Genomic DNA, 25,956 nt, shown 5'->3' on the forward strand with positions numbered 1-25,956 from the left:
CGCGATGGATGACCACGGCCAGCAGGACAAGGTTGTCGAGTATCTGAGGCGGGTCACGGTCGACCTGCGCACCGCCCGCCAGCGCGTGGAGGAACTCGAGCTGAAGGGACGCGAGCCGATCGCCGTGGTCGGCATGGCCTGCCGGTACCCGGGCGGTGTGCGCTCACCGGAGGACCTGTGGCAGCTGGTCGTGGACGGCACCGACGCGGTCACCGGGTTCCCGGCGAACCGCGGCTGGGACCTCGACACCCTCTACGACACCGACCCCGAGCACCTGGGCACGTCCTACGCGCGGGCCGGCGGATTCCTCCACGACGCGGGGAACTTCGACGCCGAGCTCTTCGGGATGAGCCCGCGGGAGGCCATGGCGACGGACGCGCAGCAGCGTCTGTTGCTGGAGACGTCGTGGGAGGCGCTGGAGCGGGCGGGCATCGACCCGGCGTCGCTGCGCGGCAGCCGCGCCGGCGTCTACGCGGGGGTGATGTACAGCGACTACCGGGAACTGCTCGCCGACGACGCCTTCGAGGGCTACCGCACCAACGGCAGCCTGCCCAGCGTCGCCTCGGGCCGCGTGGCGTACACACTGGGGCTGGAGGGGCCGGCGGTCACGGTCGACACGGCGTGTTCGTCGTCGCTGGTGACGCTGCACCTGGCCGCGCAGGCACTGCGCAACGGCGACTGCACGCTGGCGCTGGCCGGCGGGGTGACGGTGATGTCCACGCCGAGCACCTTCGTGGAGTTCTCGCGCCAGCGCGCCTTGTCCGCGGACGGCCGCTGCAAGGCCTTCTCCGACTCCGCCGACGGCACCGGCTGGGCCGAGGGCGTGGGCATGCTGGTGCTGGAGCGCCTGTCGGACGCACGGCGGCTCGGCCATCCGGTGCTCGCGGTGGTGCGGGGTTCGGCGGTGAACCAGGACGGCGCGTCGAACGGCCTGACCGCGCCGAACGGCCCTTCGCAGCAACGGGTCATCAAGCTGGCGCTGGACAGTGCCGGGCTGCAGGCGTCCGACGTGGACGTCGTCGAGGCGCACGGCACGGGGACGACGCTGGGTGATCCGATCGAGGCGCAGGCGTTGTTGGCGACGTACGGGCAGGGTCGTGGGACGCCGTTGTTGCTGGGTTCGGTGAAGTCGAACATCGGGCACACCCAGGCCGCCGCCGGCGTCGCCGGTGTGATCAAGATGGTCATGGCGATGCGGCACGGGCTCGTGCCGAAGTCGCTCCACGCGGAAACCCCGTCGTCCCACGTGGACTGGTCGGCGGGTGCGGTGACACTCGCGGCGGAGGCGAGCCCGTGGCCGGCGGTGGACCGACCGCGGCGAGCGGCGGTGTCGTCGTTCGGGATCTCCGGCACCAACGCGCACACGATCCTGGAGCAGGCCCCGGATGCCGAGCCGCGCGCCGACGAAGCGCCGGTCGACGCGGTCGTGCCGTGGGTGCTGTCCGGGCACACGCCGACGGCGTTGCGCGCGCAGGCGGAGCAGCTGGCATTGCGGCTGGACGCGGGTGCGCATCCGGCGGACGTCGGCCTCACCCTGGCCACCGGCCGCGCGCACCTCGCTCACCGGGCCGCGTTCGTCGGACGGGACGCCTCCGAGCTGGCGAGGGAGTTGACGGCCTGGACCTCGGTGGAGGGGGTGGCTGGTGATGGCCGGTTGGGGGTGGTGTTCACGGGTCAGGGCGCGCAGCGGTTGGGGATGGGGCGTGGGCTGTATGGCCGGTTCCCGGTGTTCGCGGAGGCCTTTGACGCGGTGGTCGCGGAGTTGGGTGCTGATGTCCGGGAGGTGATGTGGGGCGCGGATCCTGATGTGTTGAATCGGACGGGGTGGTCGCAGCCGGCGTTGTTCGCGCTGGAGGTGGCGTTGTTCCGGTTGGTGGAGTCGTGGGGTGTGCGGCCCGAGGTGGTGGCCGGGCATTCGCTGGGGGAGGTGGTGGCGGCGCATGTGGCGGGTGTGTTGTCGCTGGGGGATGCGTGCCGGTTGGTGCGTGCGCGGGCCGCTTTGATGGACGGGCTGCCGGCGGGTGGGGCGATGCTCGCGGTGTCGGCTTCGGAGGCGGATGTGCGTGGTCTGCTGACCGACGGGGTGGCCATCGCCGCTGTCAACGGGCCGACGTCGGTGGTGGTCGCCGGTGAGACCGATGCTGTGGAGAGTGTCGCGGTGCGGGCGACTGCGTTGGGTTGGAAGCACAAGCGGTTGTCGGTGTCGCACGCGTTTCATTCGCCGTTGATGGATCCGATGCTGGAGGAGTTCGCGGCCGCGCTCGAGGGGATCGAGTTCCGTGAGCCGGTGATCCGGCTGGTGTCGGGTGATCCGACGGATCCGGCGTACTGGGTGCGGCATGTGCGTGAGGCGGTGCGGTTCGCCGACGCGGTGCGGGAGATGGTCGATGACGGTGTGGGTACGTTCCTGGAGCTGGGGCCGGACGGCACGCTGTCGGCGATGATCCAGGAGACGGCAGCCGTCACCACGGTTCCCGCCTTGCGCCGGGACCGGGACGAGGAGGAGTCGGTCGTCACCGCGCTCGGCGCCTTGCACTCGGCCGGAGTGCCGGTCGAGTGGGCAGCGTTCTTCGGGCCCCTGCACGCCACCCGCGTGGACCTGCCCACCTACGCCTTCCAGCACCACCACTACTGGCCCGAGCCGGCCGATGACGAGCCGGGCGCGACCGACCCGGTGGACGCCGAGTTCTGGGACGCCATCGAGAGCGAGGACCTCGACGGCCTCGCCGCCGGCCTCGGTCTCACCGGCGAGGAGCTGTCCGGAGTGGTACCGGCGCTCGCCGCATGGCGCCGCCGCCGACGGACCGAACGCGACCTCGATGCCGTGCGCCACCGCGAGACGTGGGCACCGCTGACCGGAGCCGTCACCGGCGTCCCGCGCGGCACCTGGCTCGTGATCGTGCCGGAGGGAGCCGACGAGACCTGGGCGAGCCGCGTGGCCGGCGCCGCCGGTCCGGGCGCGATCCTCGTGCACGTACCGGTGACCGCCGACGCCGACGCTCTCGCCGCGCGGCTGTCCATCGCGGAGGGCGCGGGCTTCGCGGGCGTGCTGTCCTTACTGGCCGAGGACCCGGCCGGACCGGTCGCCACGGCCACGCTGCTCCGCGCGCTCTCCGGGCTCGGCATCACCGCGCCCCTGTGGGTGGTCACGCGCGGCGCCGTCGCCGCCGTCGAGGGCGACACCGTCGAGCACCCCGAACGCGCAGGCGTCTGGGGGCTGGGCCGGGTCGCCGCGCTCGAGCACCCGGACGGCTGGGGCGGTGTGATCGACCTGCCCGTCGAGCCCGACGACGCCGCACTCACACGGTGTGCCGCCCTGCTCGCGCATCCCGCAGGCGAGGAAGAGGTCGCCATCCGCAACGGGGGCGTCGCGCTCGGCCGACGGCTGACACCCGCGCCCGCCGGGGACCCGCAGGAGTGGACCCCGACCGGCACGGTGCTCATCACCGGCGGTACCGGTGCGCTCGGCGCGTGCGTGGCCCGCTGGCTCGCGGACCGAGGTGTCGCGCGTCTCGTGCTGGTGAGCCGTCGGGGTGGCACGGCGCCGGGCGCCACGGAGCTGCACGACGAATTGACCGCTTCCGGCGTCGAGGTGGACCTGGTCGCGGCGGACACGGCGGACCGGGACGCCATGGCGGCCGTCCTCGCGGCGATCCCCACCGACCAGCCGCTGACCGGCGTCGTCCACGCGGCCGGCGTCCTCGCGGACGGCGTGCTGACCAGGCTGAACGGAGAGCAGTTCGAGACGGTGTTCTGGGCCAAGGCCGCCTCGGCGCTGGTGCTGGACGAACTGACCCGCGGTCACGACCTCTCCGTGTTCGCCCTGTTCTCCTCCGCGGCCGGTTCCGTCGGCAATCCCGGCCAGGCGAACTACGCCGCGGCCAACGCGGTCCTCGACGCCGTCGCCCAGCGCCGCCGTGCGCTGGGGCTGCCCGGCACCTCACTGGCGTGGGGCGCGTGGGCCGGGGACGGCATGGGCGGCAGCGCGACGGGCGTCGGCGCCGCCGCGCTCGACCCGCGGCTGGCCCTCACGGTGCTCGGGCAGGCCGTCACGGCGCCGGACCCCACGCTCACCGTGCTCGACATGCGCCACCCCGACGTGCTGGCCACCCTGCTCACACCACGGCCGCACCGCCCTCTGCTGTCGGCACTGCCGGAGGCGCGCCGCTTCGCCGAGTCCTCCGCCGCTCCGGCGTCCGGACTCGCCGCGGAGCTTCGGGCTCTCGACCAGGACCAACGCCTGGCACGGGTCGCCGGTGTGGTGCGGGGCGCCGTGGCGGCGGTCCTGCACAGGATGCCCGGCGACATCACGCCGGACCGCGAGTTCGGCAAGCTGGGCTTCGACTCCCTGGCCTCCGTCGAGCTGCGCAACCGGCTTGTCGCGGCGACCGGGCTCAGCCTGCCCGCGTCCCTGCTCTACGACCACCCGACCCCGGCCCGGGTGACCGAGCTCCTGCTCGCCCAACTGCTCGACAGCCCGAGCACCACCGTCACGGCACCGGTCGCCACCGTCACCGACGAGCCGATCGCCATCGTCGGCATGGCGTGCCGTTTCCCGAACGGCATCGACTCGCCGGAGGCCCTCTGGGCGCTGCTGGCCGAGGGCAGCGACGCGATCGGGCCGTTCCCCACGGACCGTGGCTGGGACCTGGACGGACTCGCGGACGACCGACCGGGCCGCAGCGCCACCCAGCGGGGTGGCTTCCTGCACGACATCGCCGGCTTCGACGCGGAGTTCTTCGAGGTCTCCCCGCGGGAGGCCATGGCGATGGACCCGCAGCAACGACTCCTGTTGGAGACGTCGTGGGAGGCACTGGAACGGGCGGGTATCGACCCGCTGTCGTTGCGCGGCAGCTCCTCGGGGGTGTTCGTCGGCACGAACGGCCAGGACTACGGCGACGTGCTCGCCGGCACCGAGGCCGGCCACCAGGGACACACCGGCACGGGCCTCGCCGCCAGCGTGCTGTCCGGCCGCCTCTCGTACACGCTCGGTCTGGAAGGACCGGCGGTCACCGTGGACACGGCGTGCTCGTCCTCGCTGGTGGCGCTGCACTGGGCGACGCAGGCACTGCGCGGCGGTGAATGCTCCCTGGCGCTGGTCGGCGGTGTGACGCTGATGACGACGCCGTGGCTGTTCGTGGAGTTCTCCCGGCAGGGCGGGCTGGCGCCGGACGGCCGGTGCAAGGCGTTCGCCGAGGACGCCGACGGCACGGGGTGGTCCGAGGGCATCGGCATGATCGTGGTCGAGCGGCTGTCCGATGCCGTCCGCAACGGTCACGAGGTCCTCGCGGTGGTGCGGGGTTCGGCGGTGAACCAGGACGGCGCGTCGAACGGCCTGACCGCGCCGAACGGCCCTTCGCAACAGCGGGTGATCCGGGCCGCGCTGGCCAGTGCCGGTCTCGAACCGTCCGGAGTGGACGCCGTGGAGGCGCACGGCACGGGTACGTCGCTGGGTGATCCGATCGAGGCGCAGGCGTTGTTGGCGACGTACGGGCAGGGTCGTGGGACGCCGTTGTTGCTGGGTTCGGTGAAGTCGAACATCGGGCACACCCAGGCCGCCGCCGGCGCCGCGGGCATCATCAAGATGGTCCTCGCGCTGCGCAGCGGCGAGCTGCCGAAGACGCTGCACGTCGGCGACGTGTCGTCCCGGGTGGACTGGGACTCGGGCGCGGTGTCGGTACTGACCGAGGCGAGCCCGTGGCCGGTGGTGGAGCGGCCGCGGCGGGCGGCGGTGTCGTCGTTCGGGATCTCGGGGACGAACGCGCACACAATTTTGGAGCAGGCCCCGGTTGCTCAGGTCGGTGAGGTTGTTGAGGTCGTTGAGCCGGCGGTCGGGGATGTCGTGGTGCCGTGGCTGGTGTGCGGCCGGTCCGGGGCGGCTGCCCGTGGGCAGTTGGCCCGGCTGGCGGAGGTTTCGGCTCGGCCGCTGGACGTGGCGTACTCCCTGTTGTCGCGGTCGCGGTTCGACCACCGTCTGGTTTCGGTCGGACGGACCAGGGACGAGCTGTCGGCGGCTGCGGTGGAGGGGGTGGCTGGTGATGGCCGGTTGGGGGTGGTGTTCACGGGCCAGGGCGCGCAGCGGCTGGGGATGGGGCGTGGGCTGTATGCCCGGTTCCCGGTGTTCGCGGCGGCTTTCGACGCGGTGATGGCGGAGCTGGGTGAGGACGTCCGGGAGGTGATGTGGGGCGCGGATGCTGATGTGTTGGACCGGACGGGGTGGTCGCAGCCGGCGTTGTTCGCGCTGGAGGTGGCGTTGTTCCGGTTGGTGGAGTCGTGGGGTGTGCGGCCCGAGGTGGTGGCCGGGCACTCGCTGGGCGAGGTGGTGGCGGCGCATGTGGCGGGTGTGTTCTCGCTGGGGGATGCGTGCCGGTTGGTGCGTGCGCGTGCGCGGTTGATGGACGGGCTGCCGGCGGGTGGGGCAATGCTCGCGGTGTCCGCCGCCGAGGCCGATGTGCGTGGTCTGCTGACCGATGGGGTGTCCGTCGCCGCGGTCAACGGCCCGTCGTCGGTGGTGGTGGCGGGTACGGAAGACGCGGTCGAAAGTGTTGCGCGGCGGGTGTCTGGGTTGGGTTGGCGGCACAGGCGGTTGTCGGTGTCGCATGCGTTTCATTCGCCGTTGATGGATCCGATGCTGGCCGAGTTCGCGGCCGCGCTCGAGGGGATCGAGTTCCGTGAGCCGGTGGTCCGGCTGGTGTCGGGTGATCCGACGGATCCGGCGTACTGGGTGCGGCATGTGCGTGAGGCGGTGCGGTTCGCCGACGCGGTGCGGGCGATGGTGGACGACGGTGTGGGGACGTTTTTGGAGCTGGGGCCGGACGGGACGCTGTCGGCGATGATCCAGGAGATCGCCGGGGTGACGACCGTGCCGATGCTGCGGCGTGGCCGGGACGAGGAAACGTCGGCGGTCACCGCCCTGGCCGGTGTGTTCGCGCACGGGGTGGCCGTGGACTGGGAGGCGTTCTTCGCCGACACGGGCGCCCGCCGGGTCGAACTGCCCACCTACCCCTTCCAGCACGAACGGTTCTGGCCCGAGCGGACCGGTGTCACCGGGGACGTGTCCGGCGCGGGCCTCGCTTCGGTCGAACATCCCTTGCTGGGCGCGGCCGTTGCCGTTGCCGGCGGCGAGGTCACCGTGCTCACCGGGCGGCTGTCCGTGCGGTCCGTGCCGTGGCTGGCGGATCATGCCGTGCACGGCCAGGTCCTGTTCCCCGGCACCGGGTTCGTCGAGCTGGCGCTGCGCGCTGGCGACGAGGTCGGGCTCGACCGGATCGAGGAGCTGACCCTGGCGGTCCCGCTCGTTCTGCCCGAAACCGGCGCGGTGCACGTACAGGTGAGGGTCGACGGCACCGCCTTCGGCGTGTTTTCCCGCCCCGAACACACCGACGGTCCCTGGACACAGCACGCGTTCGGCGCCCTGGCCACCTCCGAGGCCGCCACGGCCGACTTCTCCACGTGGCCGCCGGCCGGTGCGGAAGCCATCGCCCTGGACGGCTTCTACGAGCGGCTCGCCGGCCTCGGCTTCGGCTACGGCCCGATGTTCCGCGGTCTGACGGCCGCCTGGCGCCACGGCGGCGATGTCTACGCGGAGGTCGTGCTGCCGGACCGGACGGCCGGCCAGGCCGACGCGTACGGTCTGCACCCGGCGTTGCTGGACGCGGTTCTGCACGCGGCGTCGTTGACCGGCGACACCGATCGCAGTGTGCTCCCGTTCGCCTGGGAGGGCGTGACCCTGCATGCCTCGGCGGCCGCCGCGCTGCGCGTGGTCCTGACCGGCGATCCCGCCGACGGCGTCACCATCACCGCCGCCGACACAGCCGGCAACATGGTTGCCACCGTCGACTCGCTCGTGTTCCGCGAGGTCGCCGCCGACCAGGTCGGCCCCGGCACCGACGCGCTCTACCGGATCGACTGGTCGGCACGGGTACGCGCCGGCAACGAGCCGGTGACCGCCGTCGTGCTCGGCGACGACCCGAGCGGTGTCGCCGACCGGTTGCGTTCGGCGGGCGTCACCGTCTCGGCCGCCGTCGACCTGGCCTCGCTCGGCGACGCCCCCGGTACCCCCGACGCCGTCGTCGTACCTCTCGCCGCCGACGGCGACGTGCTCACCGGAACCCACGACCTCGCCACCCGTGTGCTGAGCCTGCTCCAGCGTCGGCTCGCGTCCGACGTGTCGTCCGACGGGACCCGGCTGGTGTTCGTCATCGACGGCGCCGATCCGGCCACGGCCGCGCCGTGGGGTCTCGTGCGGTCCGCCCAGACCGAGAACCCCGGCCGCTTCGTCCTCGTCGACGCCGACCACGGACCACTGCCGCTGGGCGCGGTCCTCGCCACCGACGAGCCCCAGGTGCGCGTGCGGGACGGCGAGGTCCGGGCCGCTCGGCTCGCCCGCCTCACCGCCCCCGCCGCGAGCACGGACTGGGACGCCGACGGCACGGTCCTGATCACGGGTGGCACCGGCGGGCTCGGTGCGAGCCTGGCACGGCACCTCGTCGCCGAGCACGGCGTGCGGCACCTGCTGCTGCTCAGTCGCCGCGGACCCGATGCCGAGGGCGCCACCGAATTGGTCGCCGATCTGACAGGACTCGGTGCCACCGCGACGGTCCTCGCCTGCGACGTGACGGACCGGGAGGCACTGGCCGCGGCACTTGCCACCGTGTCGGCCGGGCACCCGCTGCGTGCCGTCGTGCACGCCGCCGGCGTGCTGGACGACGGTGTCATCGACTCCCTCACGCCCGAACGCCTCGCCACGGTGTTGCGAGTGAAGGCGGATGCCGCCTGGCACCTGCACGAGCTGACCACCGACCTAGACGCCTTCGTGCTCTTCTCCTCGGTCGCCGGCATCCTCGGCGCGGCCGGCCAGGGCAATTACGCGGCGGGCAACGCGTTCCTCGACGCCCTCGCCGCCCACCGCCGTGCCCACGGGCTGCCCGGCCTGTCGCTCGCGTGGGGCGCGTGGGCGCCCGAGACCGGCATGACCGCCGGGCTCACCGACGCCGACCGCGCCCGCCTCGCCCGTGAAGGCGTGCCGCCGCTGACGGTCGAGCAGGGCATGGCGCTGTTCGACGCGGCCCTGTCCGTGCCGGACGAGGCGGTGGTGTCGCCCGTGCTGCTCGATCTGGCGGCGGTGCGGACACGTGGCGAGGTGCCCGCCTTGCTGCGCGGACTCGTGCGCGTGCGGGACCGGCGGATCGCGGCGCACGGAGGGGAGGTGGCCGACGGCCTGGCCCGCCGCCTCGCGGCGCTCCCGGAGGCCGACCGCACGGAGGTCGTGCTCGACCTGGTCCGTGGCCGGGTGGCGGCCGTGCTGGGCTACGACGCCTCGGTGTCGGTGGATCCGGCGCGCTCGTTCCAGGAACTGGGCATGGATTCGCTGACGGCGGTGGAGTTGCGCAACGGTTTGTCGGCGGCCACCGGGTTACGGCTGCCGGCGACGCTCGTGTTCGACTACCCGACCTCCGCCGGGCTAGCGGCCCACCTGGTCGGGGAACTGCTCGGGATCGAGCCGGCGCAGACGCCGGTCGCGTCACTGCCGCCCGTGTCCGACGACCCGGTGGTGATCGTGGGTATGGCGTGCCGGTATCCGGGTGGGGTGCGGTCGCCGGAGGACCTGTGGCGGCTGGTCACCGACGAGGTGGACGCCGTGTCGGCGTTCCCGGACAACCGGGGCTGGGACCTCGACGGCCTGTACGACCCCGACCCCGACCACCTCGGCACCTCGTACGCGCGTGAGGCGGGTTTCCTGCACGACGCGGGGGAGTTCGACGCGGAGTTCTTCGGCATGAGCCCCCGGGAGGCGCTCGCCACGGACGCGCAGCAGCGTCTGTTGCTGGAGACGTCGTGGGAGGCGCTGGAGCGGGCGGGCATGGATCCGGTGTCGCTGCGGGGCAGCCGCACCGGTGTGTTCGCCGGCGTCATGTACAGCGACTACTCGGAACTGCTGAACACCCCGGAGTTCGAGGGGTACCGCGGCAACGGCAGCGCACCGAGCGTGGCGTCCGGCCGCGTCGCCTACACCTTCGGCTTCGAGGGTCCGGCGGTCACGGTCGACACGGCGTGTTCGTCCTCGCTGGTGGCGCTGCACTGGGCGGCCCAGGCGTTGCGGTCGGGTGACTGCGATCTGGCGCTGGCCGGCGGGGTGACCGTGCTGTCCACCCCGAACCTGTTCGTCGACTTCTCCCGCCAGCGGGGTATGTCCGTCGATGGCCGCTGCCGGTCCTTCGCCGACTCCGCCGACGGTGTCGGGTGGTCCGAGGGTGTCGGCATGCTGGTGGTGGAGCGGCTCTCCGATGCCGTCCGCAACGGTCACGAGGTGCTCGCGGTGGTGCGGGGTTCGGCGGTGAACCAGGACGGCGCGTCGAACGGCCTGACCGCGCCGAACGGCCCTTCGCAACAGCGCGTGATCCGGCAGGCACTGGCGAGCGCGGGGCTGTCATCCGCGGACGTGGATGTCGTGGAGGGTCACGGCACGGGGACGACGCTGGGTGATCCGATCGAGGCGCAGGCGCTGTTGGCGACGTACGGGCAGGGGCGTGGGACGCCGTTGTTGCTGGGTTCGGTGAAGTCGAACATCGGACACACCCAGGCCGCCGCCGGCGTCGCCGGTGTGATCAAGATGGTCCTCGCGCTGCGCCACGGTGTTGCGCCGCGGACCTTGCACGTGGACCACCCCTCGTCACACGTGAACTGGGAAGCCGGTGACGTCGAGCTGGTGACCGAGGCGAGCCCGTGGCCGGTGGTGGAGCGGCCGCGGCGGGCGGCGGTGTCGTCGTTCGGGATCTCGGGGACGAACGCGCACACAATCTTGGAGCAGGCCCCGGTTGCTCAGGTCGGTGAGGTTGTTGAGGTCGTTGAGCCGGCGGTCGGGGATGCCGTGGTGCCGTGGCTGGTGTGCGGCCGGTCCGGGGCGGCTGCCCGTGGGCAGTTGGCCCGGCTGGCGGAGGTTTCGGCTCGGCCGCTGGACGTGGCGTACTCCCTGTTGTCGCGGTCGCGGTTCGACCACCGTCTGGTTTCGGTCGGACGGACCAGGGACGAGCTGTCGGCGGCTGCGGTGGAGGGGGTGGCTGGTGATGGCCGGTTGGGGGTGGTGTTCACGGGCCAGGGCGCGCAGCGGCTGGGGATGGGGCGTGAGCTGTATGCCCGGTTCCCGGTGTTCGCGGCGGCTTTCGACGCGGTGATGGCGGAGCTGGGTGAGGACGTCCGGGAGGTGATGTGGGGCGCGGATGCTGATGTGTTGGACCGGACGGGGTGGTCGCAGCCGGCGTTGTTCGCGCTGGAGGTGGCGTTGTTCCGGTTGGTGGAGTCGTGGGGTGTGCGGCCCGAGGTGGTGGCCGGGCACTCGCTGGGCGAGGTGGTGGCCGCGCATGTGGCGGGTGTGTTCTCGCTGGGGGATGCGTGCCGGTTGGTGCGTGCGCGTGCGCGGTTGATGGACGGGCTGCCGACGGGCGGGGCAATGCTCGCGGTGTCCGCCGCCGAGGCCGATGTGCGTGGTCTGCTGACCGATGGGGTGTCCGTCGCCGCGGTCAACGGCCCGTCGTCGGTGGTGGTGGCGGGTACGGAAGACGCGGTCGAAAGTGTTGCGCGGCGGGTGTCTGAGTTGGGTTGGCGGCACAGGCGGTTGTCGGTGTCGCATGCGTTTCATTCGCCGTTGATGGATCCGATGCTGGCCGAGTTCGCGGCCGCGCTCGAGGGGATCGAGTTCCGTGAGCCGGTGATCCGGCTTGTGTCAGGTGATCCGACGGATCCGGCGTACTGGGTGCGGCATGTGCGTGAAGCCGTGCGGTTCGCCGACGCGGTGCGGGCGATGGTCGACGACGGTGTGGGGACGTTTTTGGAGCTGGGGCCGGACGGGACCTTGTCGGCGATGATCCAGGAGATCGCCGGAGTGACGACCGTGCCGATGCTGCGGCGCGATCGTGATGAGGAGACATCGGCGGTCGCAGCCGTGGCCGGGGTGTTCGCGCACGGGGTGGCCGTGGACTGGCAGGCATTCTTCGCGGGTACGGGCGCCCGCCGGGTCGAACTGCCCACCTACCCCTTCCAGCACGAACGGTTCTGGCCGGAGCGCACCAGTGCCACCGGAGACGTGTCCGGGGCCGGGCTCGAGTCCGTGGAGCACCCGCTGCTCGGCGCCGCCGTCGAGCTGCCGGACGGCGGAGGCGTCATCCTCACCGGTCGGCTGTCGCTGCGGACGCAGCCGTGGTTGGCGGATCACGTCGTACACGGCCAGGTTCTGTTCCCCGGCACCGGTTTCGTGGAGCTGGCGCTGCGCGCCGGGGACGAACTCGGTCTCCAGCAGATCGAGGAACTGACGCTGTCCGTCCCGCTGGAGCTGCCCGAAACGGGTGCGGTTCCCGTGCGGGTGAGGGTTTCGGAGCCCGACGCGAACGGCCGCGCCGAACTCGACGTCTTCTCCCGCGACGGAGAGGAATGGATCCGGCATGCGACCGGCGTCCTCCGTGCGACGGCCGTCGAACCGGCCTGGGACGCGGAGCGCTGGCCGCCGACCGGAGCCGTCGCGCTCGACCTCACCGGCTTCTACGACGGGACCGACTACGGCCCGACCTTCCAGGGCTTGACCGCTGCCTGGCGCGTCGGGGACGACGTGTTCGCCGAGGTCACACTGCCGGAGCGGGCCCGAGACGTGGCGGCCTTCGGCATCCACCCCGCGCTGCTCGACGCCGTGCTCCACGGGGCCGCGTTCCTCGAGGGCGCCGAGCCCGGCACGCTGCTGCCGTACGCGTGGACGGGCGTGGGACTGCACGCGAGCGGCGCGGCCACCGTACGGGTGCGACTGAGCGGTTCCGCGTCCGCCGGTATCGGGATCGCGGTCGCCGACGGCACCGGTAGGTCGGTCGCGACGGTCGGCACGCTGCACCTGCGCGCCCCCGAATATGTGGATCGAGTCCGCTCCTTGTATCGGGTGGAGTGGTCGGTGTCGGTGCCGGCGGTCGAGGTGGGTGATGTGCGGGTTGTGGAGTTGGTGGGTGGCGTTGATGTGGTGGCGTCGGCGCATGTGTTGGCGGTTCGGGCGTTGGAGTTGGTGCGGGAGCCGGGTTCGCGGGTGGTGTTCGTGACCCGGGGTGTGGTCAGTGGTGCGGATCCGGCTGCGGCGGTGGTGTGGGGTCTGGTGCGGTCGGCGCAGCGGGAGTTGCCGGGTCGGTTCTGGCTGGTGGATGTGGAGGGTGGCGGGGAGCCGGTTGTCACGGATGAGCCGGAGGTGGTGGTGCGTGGGGGTGAGGCGTTCGCCGCCCGCTTGGTCCGAGCCGGGGCCGGGGCCGATGAGGGTGAGGGTCGGTCCTGGGATGCCGATGGGCTGGTGGTGATCACTGGTGGTACGGGTGGTCTGGGTGCGTTGGTGGCGCGGCATGTGGTGGCCGAACACGGTGTGCGCAGGCTGCTTTTGCTGAGTCGGCGTGGTCCTGCGGCGGAGGGTGTGGCGGAGCTGGTGGCCGAGTTGGCCGGGCTGGGGGCGCAGGCCGAGGTGGTGGCGTGTGATGTGGGGGACCGGGCGGCGTTGGCGAAGGTGCTGGACGGGCGTGTGGTGTCGGGTGTGGTGCATGCGGCCGGGGTGCTGGACGACGGTGTGCTGGAGTCGTTGACGCCGCAGCGGCTGGATGGGGTGCTGGGGCCGAAGGCGGATGCGGCGTGGCATCTGCATGAGCTGGTCAGGGATGTGGATCGGTTCGTGGTGTTCTCGTCGGTGGCGGGTGTGTTCGGTGCTGCGGGTCAGGCGAACTATGCGGCGGCCAATGCGTTTTTGGATGCGTTGGCGGTTCATCGTCGGGCTCTGGGCTGGTCGGGTGTGTCGCTGGCGTGGGGTCCGTGGGAGCAGGGCGCGGGCATGACCGGGCAGCTGGCCGCGGCGGATGTGGCGCGGATGCGGCGTTCGGGTGTGCTGCCGCTGGCTGCTGTCGAGGCCCTGGCCCTGTTCGACGCGGCGACCGGCCCGGCGATGGTGCCGGTGAAACTGGACCTGACCGCACTGCGGACTACCGGCGAAGTACCGGCACTACTGCGCGGTCTCGTCCGCACCCCATCCCTCCGTGGTGTCGCACGCACCGGCGAGGCCGGTGACCTCGCGCACCGCCTGGCCGGCCTGCCCGCCGAGGCCCGCACCGACCTGGTGCTCGACCTGGTGCGTGGGCGGGCGGCGACCGTGCTCGGGCACGTGGACGGCTCACTGGTCGATCCGGAGCGCTCGTTCCAGGAACTGGGCCTCGACTCGTTGACGGCGGTGGAGTTGCGCAACGGCTTGTCGGCGGCCACCGGGTTACGGCTGCCGGCGACCCTGGTGTTCGACTACCCGACCTCGGCCACGCTCGCGCACCACCTGCTCGATGAATTGCTCGGCACCGCTGAGCAGACCCAGGTTCCAGTCGGCGCACTGCCGTCGCTCTCCGACGATCCGGTCGTCATCGTGGGCATGGCGTGCCGCTATCCGGGTGGGGTGCGGTCGCCGGAGGACCTGTGGCAGCTGGTCAGCGAGGGCGTCGACGCCATCGGTGACTTCCCGGACGACCGCGGCTGGGATCTCGACGCCCTCTACCACCCCGATGCGGAACACACCGGCACGTCCTACACCCGATCCGGCGGGTTCCTGCACGAGGCAGGGGACTTTGATGCCGCGTTCTTCGGCATGAGTCCTCGGGAAGCCATGGCGACGGACGCGCAGCAGCGTCTGTTGCTGGAGACGTCGTGGGAGGCGCTGGAGCGGGCGGGCATGGATCCGGTGTCGCTGCGGGGCAGCCGCACCGGTGTGTTCGCCGGCGTCATGTACGGCGACTACTCCGACCTGCTGAACGCCCCCGAGTTCGAGGGCTTCCGCGGCAACGGCAGCTCGGCCAGCGTGGCCTCCGGGCGCGTGGCCTACTCGCTGGGCCTGGAGGGTCCGGCGGTCACGGTCGACACGGCGTGTTCGTCCTCGTTGGTGGCCCTGCACTGGGCGGCCCAGGCGTTGCGGTCGGGTGACTGCGATCTGGCACTGGCCGGCGGGGTGACCGTGCTGTCCACCCCGGAGCTGTTCGTGGAGTTCTCGCGGCAGCGAGGAATGTCGGCAGACGGACGGTGCAAGGCGTTCGCTGACTCCGCCGATGGTGTCGGGTGGTCCGAGGGTGTCGGCATGCTGGTGGTGGAGCGCCTGTCGGACGCACGGCGGCTCGGCCATCCGGTGCTCGCGGTGGTGCGGGGTTCGGCGGTGAACCAGGACGGCGCGTCGAACGGCCTGACCGCGCCGAACGGGCCGTCCCAGCAGAGGGTGATCCGGCAGGCTCTCGCCGGGGCCGGTCTGTCGCCGCTCGACGTGGATGTCGTGGAGGGTCACGGCACGGGTACGACGTTGGGTGATCCGATCGAGGCGCAGGCGTTGTTGGCGACGTACGGGCAGGGTCGTGGGACGCCGTTGTTGCTGGGTTCGGTGAAGTCGAACATCGGGCACACCCAGGCCGCCGCCGGCGTCGCCGGTGTGATCAAGATGGTCATGGCCATGCGTAACGGCCTTGTGCCCCGGACCTTGCACGCGGACCTGCCGTCGTCCCATGTGGACTGGACCGTCGGTGACGTCGACCTCGTCACGGAGAACACCGCCTGGCCGGTGGTGGAGCGGCCGCGGCGGGCGGCGGTGTCGTCGTTCGGGATCTCGGGCACCAATGCTCACACCGTCCTCGAACAGCACCTCGTCAACCCGGTCGAGCCAGAGTCTGCCGATGTCGTGGTGCCGTGGGTGGTGGCGGGCAAGACAGCGGCCGCTTTGAAGGAGCAGGTCGCGCGGCTCGCCCGCAGTCACGGACGGCCGCTGGACATCGGCTACTCGTTGGCGACGACCCGGTCGGGATTCGAGCACCGGGCGGTGCTGGTCGGCCGGACCAGGGACGAGCTGTCGGTGGCTGTGGTGGAGGGGGTGGCTGGTGATGGCCGGTTGGGGGTGGTGTTCACGGGTCAGGGCGCGCAGCGGTTGGGGATGGGGCGTGGGCTGTATGGCCGGTTCCCGGTGTTCGCGGCGGCCTTTGACGCGGTGGTCGCGGAGTTGGGGGCTGATGTGCGGGAGGTGATGTGGGGCGCGGATGCTGATGTGTTGGACCGGACGGGGTGGTCGCAGCCGGCGTTGTTCGCGCTGGAGGTGGCGTTGTTCCGGTTGGTGGAGTCGTGGGGTGTGCGGCCCGAGGTGGTGGCCGGGCATTCGCTGGGGGAGATCGTGGCCGCGCATGTGGCGGGTGTGTTGTCGCTGGCGGATGCGTGCCGGCTGGTGCGTGCGCGGGCCGCTTTGATGGACGGGCTGCCGGCGGGTGGGGCAATGCTCGCGGTGTCCGCCGCCGAGGCCGATGTGCGTGGTCTGCTGACCGACGGGGTGTCCGTCGCCGCGGTCAACGGCCCGTCGTCGGTGGTGGTGGCGGGTACGGAAGACGCGGTCGAAAGTGTTGCGCGGCGGGTGTCTGGGTTGGGTTGGCGGCACAGGCGGTTGTCGGTGTCGCATGCGTTTCATTCGCCGTTGATGGATCCGATGCTGGCCGAGTTCGCGGCCGCGCTCGAGGGGATCGAGTTCCGTGAGCCGGTGGTCCGGCTGGTGTCGGGTGATCCGACGGATCCGGCGTACTGGGTGCGGCATGTGCGTGAAGCCGTGCGGTTCGCCGACGCGGTGCGGGCGATGGTGGACGACGGTGTGGGGACGTTTTTGGAGCTGGGGCCGGACGGGACCTTGTCGGCGATGATCCAGGAGACGGCGGCCGTCACCACGGTTCCCGCACTGCGCCGGGACCGGGACGAGGAGACGTCGGCGGTGACGGCGCTGGCGGTGCTGCACGCGCATGGGGTCGGGGTGGACTGGGAGGCGTTCTTCGCCGGCACGGGCGCCCGCCGGGTCGAACTGCCGACGTACGCCTTCCAGCACGAACGGTTCTGGCCGCAGCCGTCGGACGCAGCGCCTTCGACGGCCGGCCACCCGCTTCTCCACTCCGTTGTGGCACTGGCCGACGGCGACGGCGTGGTCCTCACCGGTCGGCTGTCGCTGCGGACGCAGCCGTGGTTGGCGGATCACGTCGTACACGGCCGGATCCTGTTCCCCGGCACCGGTTTCGTGGAGCTGGCGCTGCGCGCCGGGGACGAACTCGGTCTCCAGCAGATCGAGGAACTGACCATGGCGGCGCCGCTGGTGCTGCCGGAGAAGGGCAGCGTCGCCCTTCAGGTCTCGGTCGACGGGACCGGCCGGATCGCTGTCTTCTCCCGGCCCGACGGCACGGACGGCCCGTGGACGCAGCATGCCACCGGCACCCTGGGCCAGGGCGCCAGGCCCGCCGCCGACCTCGGCGCGTGGCCACCGGCCGGTGCGGAACCCCTGTCGCTCGACGGCTTCTACGATCGCGTGCTGGAGCTCGGTTTCGACTACGGACCGGCGTTCCAGGGCTTGCGGTCGGTCTGGCGCGCCGCCGACGGCGCGCTGTTCGCCGAGGTCGAACTGTCCGACCACATGTCGGGACAGTACGGCTTGCACCCGGCGCTGTTCGACGCCGCCCTGCACACCCTCGGCACGACCGCACATGGCGAGCCGAGCCGGGTGCCGTTCTCCTGGGAGGGCGTTTCCCTGCACGCGACCGGCGCCACAGCACTGCGGGTCCGGCTGGTCGTCGACGGCGACACCGCGTCGCTGACCGCGGTCGACCCGGCGGGCGCCCTCGTCCTCAACGCCGATGCGCTCACGTTGCGTACCGTCACGCCGGATCAGTTCGGCCAGGTCGACTCCTTGTATCGGGTGGAGTGGTCGGTGTCGGTGCCGGCGGTCGAGGTGGGTGATGTGCGGGTTGTGGAGTTGGTGGGTGGCGTTGATGTGGTGGCGTCGGCGCATGTGTTGGCGGTTCGGGCGTTGGAGTTGGTGCGGGAGCCGGGTTCGCGGGTGGTGTTCGTGACCCGGGGTGTGGTCAGTGGTGCGGATCCGGCTGCGGCGGTGGTGTGGGGTCTGGTGCGGTCGGCGCAGCGGGAGTTGCCGGGTCGGTTCTGGCTGGTGGATGTGGAGGGTGGCGGGGAGCCGGTTGTCACGGATGAGCCGGAGGTGGTGGTGCGTGGGGGTGAGGCGTTCGCCGCCCGCTTGGTCCGAGCCGGGGCCGGGGCCGATAAGGGTGAGGGTCGGTCCTGGGATGCCGATGGGCTGGTGGTGATCACTGGTGGTACGGGTGGTCTGGGTGCGTTGGTGGCGCGGCATGTGGTGGCCGAACACGGTGTGCGCAGGCTGCTTTTGCTGAGTCGGCGTGGTCCTGCGGCGGAGGGTGTGGCGGAGCTGGTGGCCGAGCTCGCCGGGCTGGGGGCGCAGGCCGAGGTGGTGGCGTGTGATGTGGGGGACCGGGCGGCGTTGGCGAAGGTGCTGGACGGGCGTGTGGTGTCGGGTGTGGTGCATGCGGCCGGGGTGCTGGACGACGGTGTGCTGGAGTCGTTGACGCCGCAGCGGCTGGATGGGGTGCTGGGGCCGAAGGCGGATGCGGCGTGGCATCTGCATGAACTGGTCGGGGATGTGGATCGGTTCGTGGTGTTCTCGTCGGTGGCGGGTGTGTTCGGTGCGGCCGGTCAGGCGAACTATGCGGCGGCCAACGCGTTCCTGGATGCGCTGGCGGTTCATCGTCGGGCTCTGGGCTGGTCGGGTGTGTCGCTGGCGTGGGGTCCGTGGGAGCAGGGCGCGGGCATGACCGGGCAGCTGGCCGCGGCGGATGTGGCGCGGATGCGGCGTTCGGGTGTGCTGCCGCTGGCTGCTGCCGAGGCCCTGGCCCTGCTCGACACCGCGACCGGCCCGGCGATGGTGCCGGTGAAACTGGACCTGACCGCACTGCGGACTACCGGCGAAGTACCGGCACTGCTACGCGGCCTCACCCGCACCCCGGCCCGCCGTACGGCGGCCACCGCGCACGCCGGAGGCGGGATCGTCGCGGCACTTGGCGCGGCCGCGCCCGCCGACCGGCCGGAGCTGGTGCTCGAGCTGATCCGTCGGCATGCCGCCGCCGTCCTCGGACACGGCGACGCGGCGGAGCTCTCACCGGACCGGCGGTTCCAGGACCTCGGGTTCGACTCGCTGATCGCTGTGGAGTTCCGCAACAGGATCGGTGCGGAGATCGGGCAACGGCTGCCTGCGGCGCTGCTGTTCGACTACCCGACCCCGGGTGATCTGGTCGACCACCTGCTGCCCAGGCTCGTCGCCGACGAACCCACCGGTCCGGCCGCGCTGCTGGCGGATCTGGATCGGCTGGAGCGCGCGCTGGACGGGACCGCGGTGGACGACGAGCGCCTGCACCGCCAGATCGCCGGCCGGCTGGAACTGCTCCGCAGCAGGTGGGCGGCAGGTCGAGAGGAGGCGGCAGGTCGAGAGGAAGAAGGGGGCTTCGATGTCGAGTCGGCCACCGACGACGACATGTTCCGCATGCTCGACGACGAGCTGGGCCTGAACTGAGGACCGAGGAGCGCACCGTGGCAGCGGGTGCCTGTCCGGGCATTCGCGGGCGGTGAGGGCCGGGCGATCACGCCCGGCCCTCACCGCCGCATGCTCGGAAGCGACGGCCTCGCAGCCGTGGCCGGCTCCTTCGAGCAGGTTCTCACTCGCGGGGGCAACCGGTGGTGATGGACGCACGGGAGCCGCTGCCGCACGTCACGTGCGGCAGCGGCCCCGGAACGACTACCTGATGGCGGCCCCCTCGGAGACGGCGGACAGCGTGGCCGCCAACTCGGCGTTCACCGCGGCCTGGTGCTCGGCCAGGTAGAAGTGGCCGCCGGGGAACGTGCGGAGGCGGAAGGCGGCGGTGGAGTGTTCGCGCCATCGGTCGGCCTCCGCGACGGTTGTCTTCGGGTCGTCGTCCCCCACCAGCACGGTGATCGGGCAGTCGACCGTGCTGCCCCGTACGGCCTGGTAGGTCTCGATGACCCGGTAGTCGCCGCGCACCGCCGGCAGGGCCATCCTCACGATCTCCTCGTCGCCCAGTAGGTCCGCCTGGGTGCCGTTGAGCTTCCGTAACTCGTCGAGCAGGCCCTCGTCGTCCCGCAGGTGCACGCGCTCGTCGCGGTACGTGGCCGGCGCACGTCGGCCGGACGCCACGATCGCTCGGGGCGCGGCGGGCGTGTCAGCGAGGGCGATGGCTGTCTCGAACGCGAGCACCGCCCCCATGCTGTGTCCGAAGTAGACGGTCGGCAGCGGCCTTTCCTGCTCGAGCACCGGCCCGATGCGGGCGACGTACTCCGCGACGCTGGGCACCAGTGGCTCATGTCTGCGGTCCTGGCGGCCGGGGTATTGGAGGACCACGACGTCGGCGGCGGCCGCGTGGGTCATCGCGACGGGGTGGTAGAAGCTCGCGGAGCCGCCCGCATGCGGGAAGCAGACGAGCCGTACGCGGGCACTCGCGTTGGGCCGGAAGCGGCGCAGCCAGCGCGCCGCGTCGGTGCCGGGCATGGGCATGAGGTCTCCTCGGGGCAGTCGTCAGAGGCGAGTAGGTCCCATTCCTGACCGGAGAATCCCCAGTCCCGAGAAATGATCGTGCCGATTCCCAGTGATGCACTAGGGTGCCCCGACTTTCGTTGACACTGCGGACTTGCGGCTGTGAAGGTCATTACCAGGGACTGCTCCGGCGAGAATTCGCAGCGCGTAGCGGTCATTTTTCCCGTCGTGGCAGAAGGGAATGTCGTGTCCAAGCGTGCTCTCATCACTGGGGTCACCGGCCAGGACGGCTCGTACCTCGCAGAACACCTGCTGGCACAGGGCTACCAGGTATGGGGTCTGATACGCGGCCAGGCCAACCCGCGAAAGTCACGGGTCAGCCGCCTCGCATCCGATCTCTCCTTTGTGCACGGTGACCTCATGGACCAGGCCAGCCTGGTCTCGGCGCTGGACCACGTCCAGCCTGACGAGGTGTACAACCTCGGAGCCATCTCGTTCGTGCCGATGTCCTGGCAACAGCCTGAACTGGTGACCGAAGTCAACGGCGCCGGTGTGCTGCGCATGCTGGAGGCCATTCGCATGGTCAGTGGGCTGAGCACGTCCAGATCGACGCGCTCCGGTCGGATCCGGTTCTATCAGGCTTCGTCCTCGGAGATGTTCGGGAAGGTCGCGGAGACTCCGCAGCGGGAATCGACTCGCTTCCACCCCCGTAGCCCGTACGGGGTGGCCAAGGCTTATGGCCATTTCATTACGCGCAACTACCGTGAGTCGTTCGATGTGTACGGCGTTTCCGGCATCCTGTTCAACCACGAGTCCCCGCGCCGTGGTGCCGAGTTCGTGACCAGGAAGATCTCGCTGGCCGTGGCTCGGATCAGACTGGGACTGCAGGACAAGCTGGCGCTGGGCAACCTGGACGCGGTGCGTGACTGGGGCTTCGCCGGCGACTATGTCAAGGCGATGCACCTGATGCTCCAGCAGGACGAGCCCGGGGACTACGTGATCGGGACCGGCGTCATGCACTCGGTCCGCGACGCGGTGCAGATCGCCTTCGACGCCGTGGGCCTCCACTGGGAGGACCACGTCGTGATCGACCCCTCGCTGGTCCGCCCGGCTGAAGTGGAGACGCTGTGCGCCGACTCCAGCATGGCCCGGGCCGCGCTGGACTGGGCGCCCACGGTGAAGTTCGAGGAACTGATGCAGAGGATGGTCGAGTCGGACCTGGAGCAGGCATCGCGGACCCGCGATCACGGCGAGCTGCTGGCAGCCGCCGACAGCTGGTGACACCATTGATCGAGTTCGAGGACGGCCGGGGTGAGGTGGCCGATCGCCGAGTGCCTGCGCTGGTGGTTGTGACAGCCGAGTCGGCGGAACACCACGAGGCGGGCGGCTCGTGCGGTGGGCGAGCCGCGCCGGCCGGGCAGGACCTCCCGTTCGAGTGAGGTGAAGAACGACTCGGCGAACGCCTTCGCGTTGTGCCGGGTTCCGTGATCGCTGTGGAAGATCACGCCGTTCATCCGGCTGCCGCGGGTGCGGACGGCCGTGTCCAAGGTGTCGGGTGTCGGTGTCGATGACGAGCTGGGTGTGTATGCGGCTGGCGATCGACCGGCCCAGCAGGTGCCGGGAGTGCGCGTCGACGGCCTTCTGCGCGTTCCATCTCCACCTCGGCCTGCTCCAACTCGCTTGCGGCGTCATCTGCTTGCGACGACTTCGAAGGTCATTCCGAAGACTGTGACCAACGTCATCTCCGTGAACCACATGAGTGCGGGGGCCGTCTTACGGCCGGATGACCTGGAGGAGCGGCAGCTGGACGCGGTGACCATGACCGCGCTTCCACGGGCGACAACGGGAAAGGACACTCATGAAACTGACAGTCAAAACCGCGATGGTAGCGGCAGCCATCGCTTCCACCGCCGTACTGACGGCTCCGGGAACCGCGTCGGCCGCCCCCCAGGGCGCTTGTTGGGAAGGTATGGTCTGCCTCTTCGACGGCCACAACAACACCGGGGACATGGTGCAGCTCTATCCGGTGGACACCCCCAACATCGGTTGGGCGTGGAACGATCGGGTCAGCTCGGTGTGGAACCGCAGCGGCGATCAAGTCTGCATCTGGACCGATGCCGACTACGACGGCTACCACTTCAGCATCCCGGCGGGCGCGAAGCAGGAACTTCTGTTCCTCTACGACAACGCGGTGTCCTCCTTCTCGGTCAGTGGCTGCGGAGGCTGAGCCGGCTGGTCGACCGAGCCCGTCACCCCCCCGCTTCGAGAGGGACGCGCGCACCAGGCGGCGACTTCGCGTCAGGCGGGTGAAGAGGCGGTCGACGATCCACCGCTCGGGCGGCACCACGAAGCCGTGCATGTCGTCGCTGCGTCTGACGATCGCCGGGTCCGGTGTGAGCGTGCACCGGCAGCACACCGCCGTTGCCGCAGCGGCTCCACAGGGCCCTGCTCCTCACCTACTCGGCGCGGTGCGGTCTGCTCGCGGGCCGCGCCGGGGGCGCCCGGCGAGGCGGCCCGTGGCCCGGCTCCGTTCCGCCGGCCCGTGCTGCAGGTCCCCCGTCCCGGGGCGCAGTGCCCCACCCCCCGGTGCCCGGACCGGGCGATGTGCTTTTGTTGATCATGAAGTGCTAGGTTCTGCCTGCTCATGCCAGCAAGGTGCGCAAGTAGCGCGCGATCAACGGGGGTTCGTCATGAAGTGGGTCAGCAGGCGTTTCAGACTGGGCGCGGCCATGGTCGGGGCGTTGACCGCCTCCGTCCTCGCCATGAGCACCACCCCCGCCGCGGCGGCCGGTGACTACAGCGGCCTCCCCTACATCAGCGGAGGCGGCGACTACTCGGACGACTGGGGCGACGAGGGCATCCTGTCGATGAGCCAGCACGCGCAGTCCAACGCCACCTGCCTGTGGCAGAAGATCCTCTGGGCTGACGGCTACATCCAGCCCGAAGGTGCCGACGGGTACTTCGGCGACATCACCAAGGGCTATACCCAGCACTGGCAGGCGGACCGCAAGGGACTGACGCCCGACGGGGCGGTCGGCAAGGCGACCTTCGGCTGGGCCGACGGCCAGAAGATCGAGTACGTCTCCGGCAGCACGGCCGACGGCCAGACGCTGAACCTGCGGTACCACGGGACCTACTGGAGCTTCCCCATGGTTCGTGACAGCTACGGTCACTACCAGTTCCAGGACTACGCGGGGAACTGGCGGGCGGCCGGGTACGACTACCGGACCTGCGTCAACCTCTGAGCTTGACCCTGTCGGGGATCTTGGTCGCTGCGGCGTCAGCTGACGGCCCCCCTGGCCAGCAGTCGATTTCCCGATCGACATCCTGGCGCACCCTCGGCACCTGACCTCGATCATCCAAGATCCCCGACAGAGTCAAGCTCGGCGGTGATGGGTCAGGACCGCCATGCCCGCGCCGAAACCGACCACCAGCCGTCCGTCGGGCGCCACCGTCAGTCCCCTGATACGGGAAGGAAAGGCGTACGTACCGATCCGCTGCCCTGTGCTCGCGTCCCACATCCACACGGTCCGGTCGCCGCCGGCGACGACGACAGGGCGACCGTCCAGCGTGCCGGTCGCTCCCGCACGCACCTCACCGGTGTGTCCCGTCAGCGGCGGTGCCAGCAGTTCGCCCGTGGCCAGGTCCCAGAGATGGACTCCTTCAGCCCTGAGACCGGTGAGGAGGACGCTGCGGCCTTCGAGCGTCTCCAGGGCCAGGGCACCTCGTTGCCGCGGCTGCACTCCGATCCATCGGCTCGCGGTCAGGTCCCAGACGCGGCCTTCCCCGGTCACACCGACGAAGCGGTCGTCGACCGCCGCGAAGAACTCGATGAAGGAGCTGGTGTATTCGCTGGTCGACCGCCCGTGCAGCTCTTCCCGGGTGGTCAGGTCCCATATCCGCACCGTCTTGTGCCGGTCGCCGCGCGTGAGGAGGGTGGGCCGTCCGTCCACCGTCCCCGTCGTCAGCAGATCCACGGCAGTGGTATGGCCGGTCAGGGGCTCACCGAGCGGTTCCTCGCCGTCGAGGTCCCAGATCCGCACTCCCGTGTCCGAGCCGCTGGTGACGATGACGCAACTGCCGTCCACGACGGCCGTGGTGACCCCTGTCACGGGGCCGGCATGACCAGCCGGCCGGCTGCCCGTCTCCCTTTCGCCGTCGAGGTCCCAGACCCGGACCGATCCGTCGTCGTCACCGGTGACCGCGAGGTGGCGCCTGTTCACCACCGCCGTCGCCGCTCCCCGCACAGCCGCCTCATGGCCGGTCAGCGGCGGCCGCAGCTGCCGGAGGGTGGACAGGTCCCACACCTCGACCGGCCCATGGCCGTAGGCGACGAGGGCGGCGGGGCGGTCGTGGAGCACGCTCACGGCCGCCGTTTCCACGAACATGGCCGCGACAGGCTCACCGACCTGCTCGCGCGCGGCCAGGTTCCAGACGTGCACCTCGTAGGCGTTGGCGCTGACGGCCAGCGGGCACTCGGACGCCGGATCCGTCACCAGAAAGTGCGCCCTGGCGTTGAGGTCCAGACTGACGCAGCGCCTGGCCTCCCCGTCACCGTCACTGCCGCCTTCCACCGTCCGGTCGTACGCCTGGTCCGTGAACTCGGCAGGCTCGTCGGGACGGTCGCCCAGGGCGCCGAACTCCCGTCCCGTGATCAGGTCCCACGCCCGGACGGTTTCCTCCCCGGTGATCGGGTCCGTCGCCCCGAGTTCCGGGGAGTGGCTGGTGACGGCGACGGGACGGCCGTCCAGCACCGTCGTCGCCAGAGCGGACACAAAACCGGTGCGCACGGTCAACGGCTCACTGCGCTGGGAGAGGGTGGCCAGATCCCACACTCTCACCACGTCGTCGACGCAGGCGCCGACCACGACCGGCCGCCCCTCGACCAGCCCCGTGGCCAGCGATTTCACCCAGGAGTCATCGTCGGCGGAGCACGTACCGACGAGTTCTCCCCGCCCCAGGTCCCATACCCGAACGGCTCGGTCGTAGGCGGCGGTGACGGCGACGGGACGACCGTCCAGGACCGCCGTCGTCAGCGCACGTACGGCGCCGGTGTGAGCGGACACGGCCTTGCCGTACCGGCTGCCCGTGGCCAGATCCCACGCGTGCAGCGTGCCGTCCTCGCAACCGGCGACAGCGAGACCACGGGCCTCCACCACCACGGTCGCCAACACGCCCACCTTGGCCGACACCGGCAACGCGTACCGCAGCCGGGAGTCCAGGTCGCCGCCGGTCGCCCACTGCACGACCCAGGGGTCGTCCATCTCCTGGCGGACCGCGACCCGGGCGATGTCTCTCGCCAGCTCCCGGTTCCCGTACCGGGCGGCGTCCAGCGCCAGTACCTGCCGCCGAACCCCCGCACCGGCGTCACGGTGCACATGCCCCGACGTCCGGTACACGGCAGCCGCCAGCGTCTCCTCCGGCCCGGCGGCGCCGTCCAAACCCGCGAGGACCAGCTCCGGGTCCCCGTGCACCAGCCATCCAGGATCGGTCAACCGGCTACTTTCCGGCGCGACTTCACGGTCCGGACTGCTGCTTCGGAGTTCATGGGACATGACCGG

At 71.2% G+C, this 25,956-nt stretch carries 6 protein-coding genes and 1 pseudogene; 4 read left to right on the top strand and 3 right to left on the bottom strand.

Annotated elements, in window-relative coordinates:
* Positions 1-55: 55 nt before the first annotated feature.
* Positions 56-19,420 (top strand): annotated as a pseudogene (locus ACICHK_RS39005) (type I polyketide synthase); the annotation flags it as partial.
* A 222-nt stretch (positions 19,421-19,642) separates the two neighbouring features.
* Here ACICHK_RS39005 and ACICHK_RS39010 read toward each other — a convergent pair.
* A complete protein-coding gene (locus tag ACICHK_RS39010) occupies positions 19,643-20,416 on the bottom strand; it encodes a thioesterase II family protein (protein WP_406840685.1) in 774 nt (257 codons plus the stop codon).
* 225 nt (positions 20,417-20,641) lie between these two features.
* Here ACICHK_RS39010 and ACICHK_RS39015 point away from each other — a divergent pair, with 225 nt between their 5' ends.
* Positions 20,642-21,676, top strand: coding sequence for a GDP-mannose 4,6-dehydratase (locus ACICHK_RS39015; protein ID WP_406840686.1), 1,035 nt, complete (start codon positions 20,642-20,644; stop codon positions 21,674-21,676).
* Here ACICHK_RS39015 and ACICHK_RS39020 read toward each other — a convergent pair.
* Positions 21,640-21,942 (bottom strand): integrase core domain-containing protein, encoded by a 303-nt coding sequence (locus tag ACICHK_RS39020; RefSeq protein ID WP_406840687.1) that lies wholly within the window; start codon positions 21,940-21,942, stop codon positions 21,640-21,642. The two genes, ACICHK_RS39015 and ACICHK_RS39020, sit on opposite strands and share 37 nt — an antisense overlap.
* Positions 21,943-22,253: 311 nt before the next feature.
* Here ACICHK_RS39020 and ACICHK_RS39025 point away from each other — a divergent pair, with 311 nt between their 5' ends.
* Positions 22,254-22,622 (top strand): peptidase inhibitor family I36 protein, encoded by a 369-nt coding sequence (locus ACICHK_RS39025; protein ID WP_406840688.1) that lies wholly within the window; start codon positions 22,254-22,256, stop codon positions 22,620-22,622.
* A 463-nt stretch (positions 22,623-23,085) separates the two neighbouring features.
* On the top strand, positions 23,086-23,640 hold the full coding sequence (locus ACICHK_RS39030; protein WP_406840689.1) for a peptidoglycan-binding protein: 555 nt from the start codon (positions 23,086-23,088) through the stop codon (positions 23,638-23,640).
* A 132-nt stretch (positions 23,641-23,772) separates the two neighbouring features.
* Here the strand turns inward: ACICHK_RS39030 and ACICHK_RS39035 are convergent, their stop codons facing one another.
* Positions 23,773-25,890 (bottom strand): WD40 repeat domain-containing protein, encoded by a 2,118-nt coding sequence (locus tag ACICHK_RS39035; RefSeq protein ID WP_406840690.1) that lies wholly within the window; start codon positions 25,888-25,890, stop codon positions 23,773-23,775.
* Between the last annotated feature and the right edge of the window lie 66 nt (positions 25,891-25,956).

Origin of the sequence: Streptomyces sp. AHU1, assembly GCF_045343905.1 — a bacterium.
Taxonomy (GTDB): Bacteria; Actinomycetota; Actinomycetes; order Streptomycetales; family Streptomycetaceae; genus Streptomyces; species Streptomyces triticiradicis.

Coding starts and splice junctions, on each gene's coding strand:
- ACICHK_RS39010 (WP_406840685.1), bottom strand. CDS start 20,416: ATGCCCATGCCCGGCACCGACGCGGCGCGCTGGCTGCGCCGCTTCCGG.
- ACICHK_RS39030 (WP_406840689.1), top strand. CDS start 23,086: ATGAAGTGGGTCAGCAGGCGTTTCAGACTGGGCGCGGCCATGGTCGGG.
- ACICHK_RS39025 (WP_406840688.1), top strand. CDS start 22,254: ATGAAACTGACAGTCAAAACCGCGATGGTAGCGGCAGCCATCGCTTCC.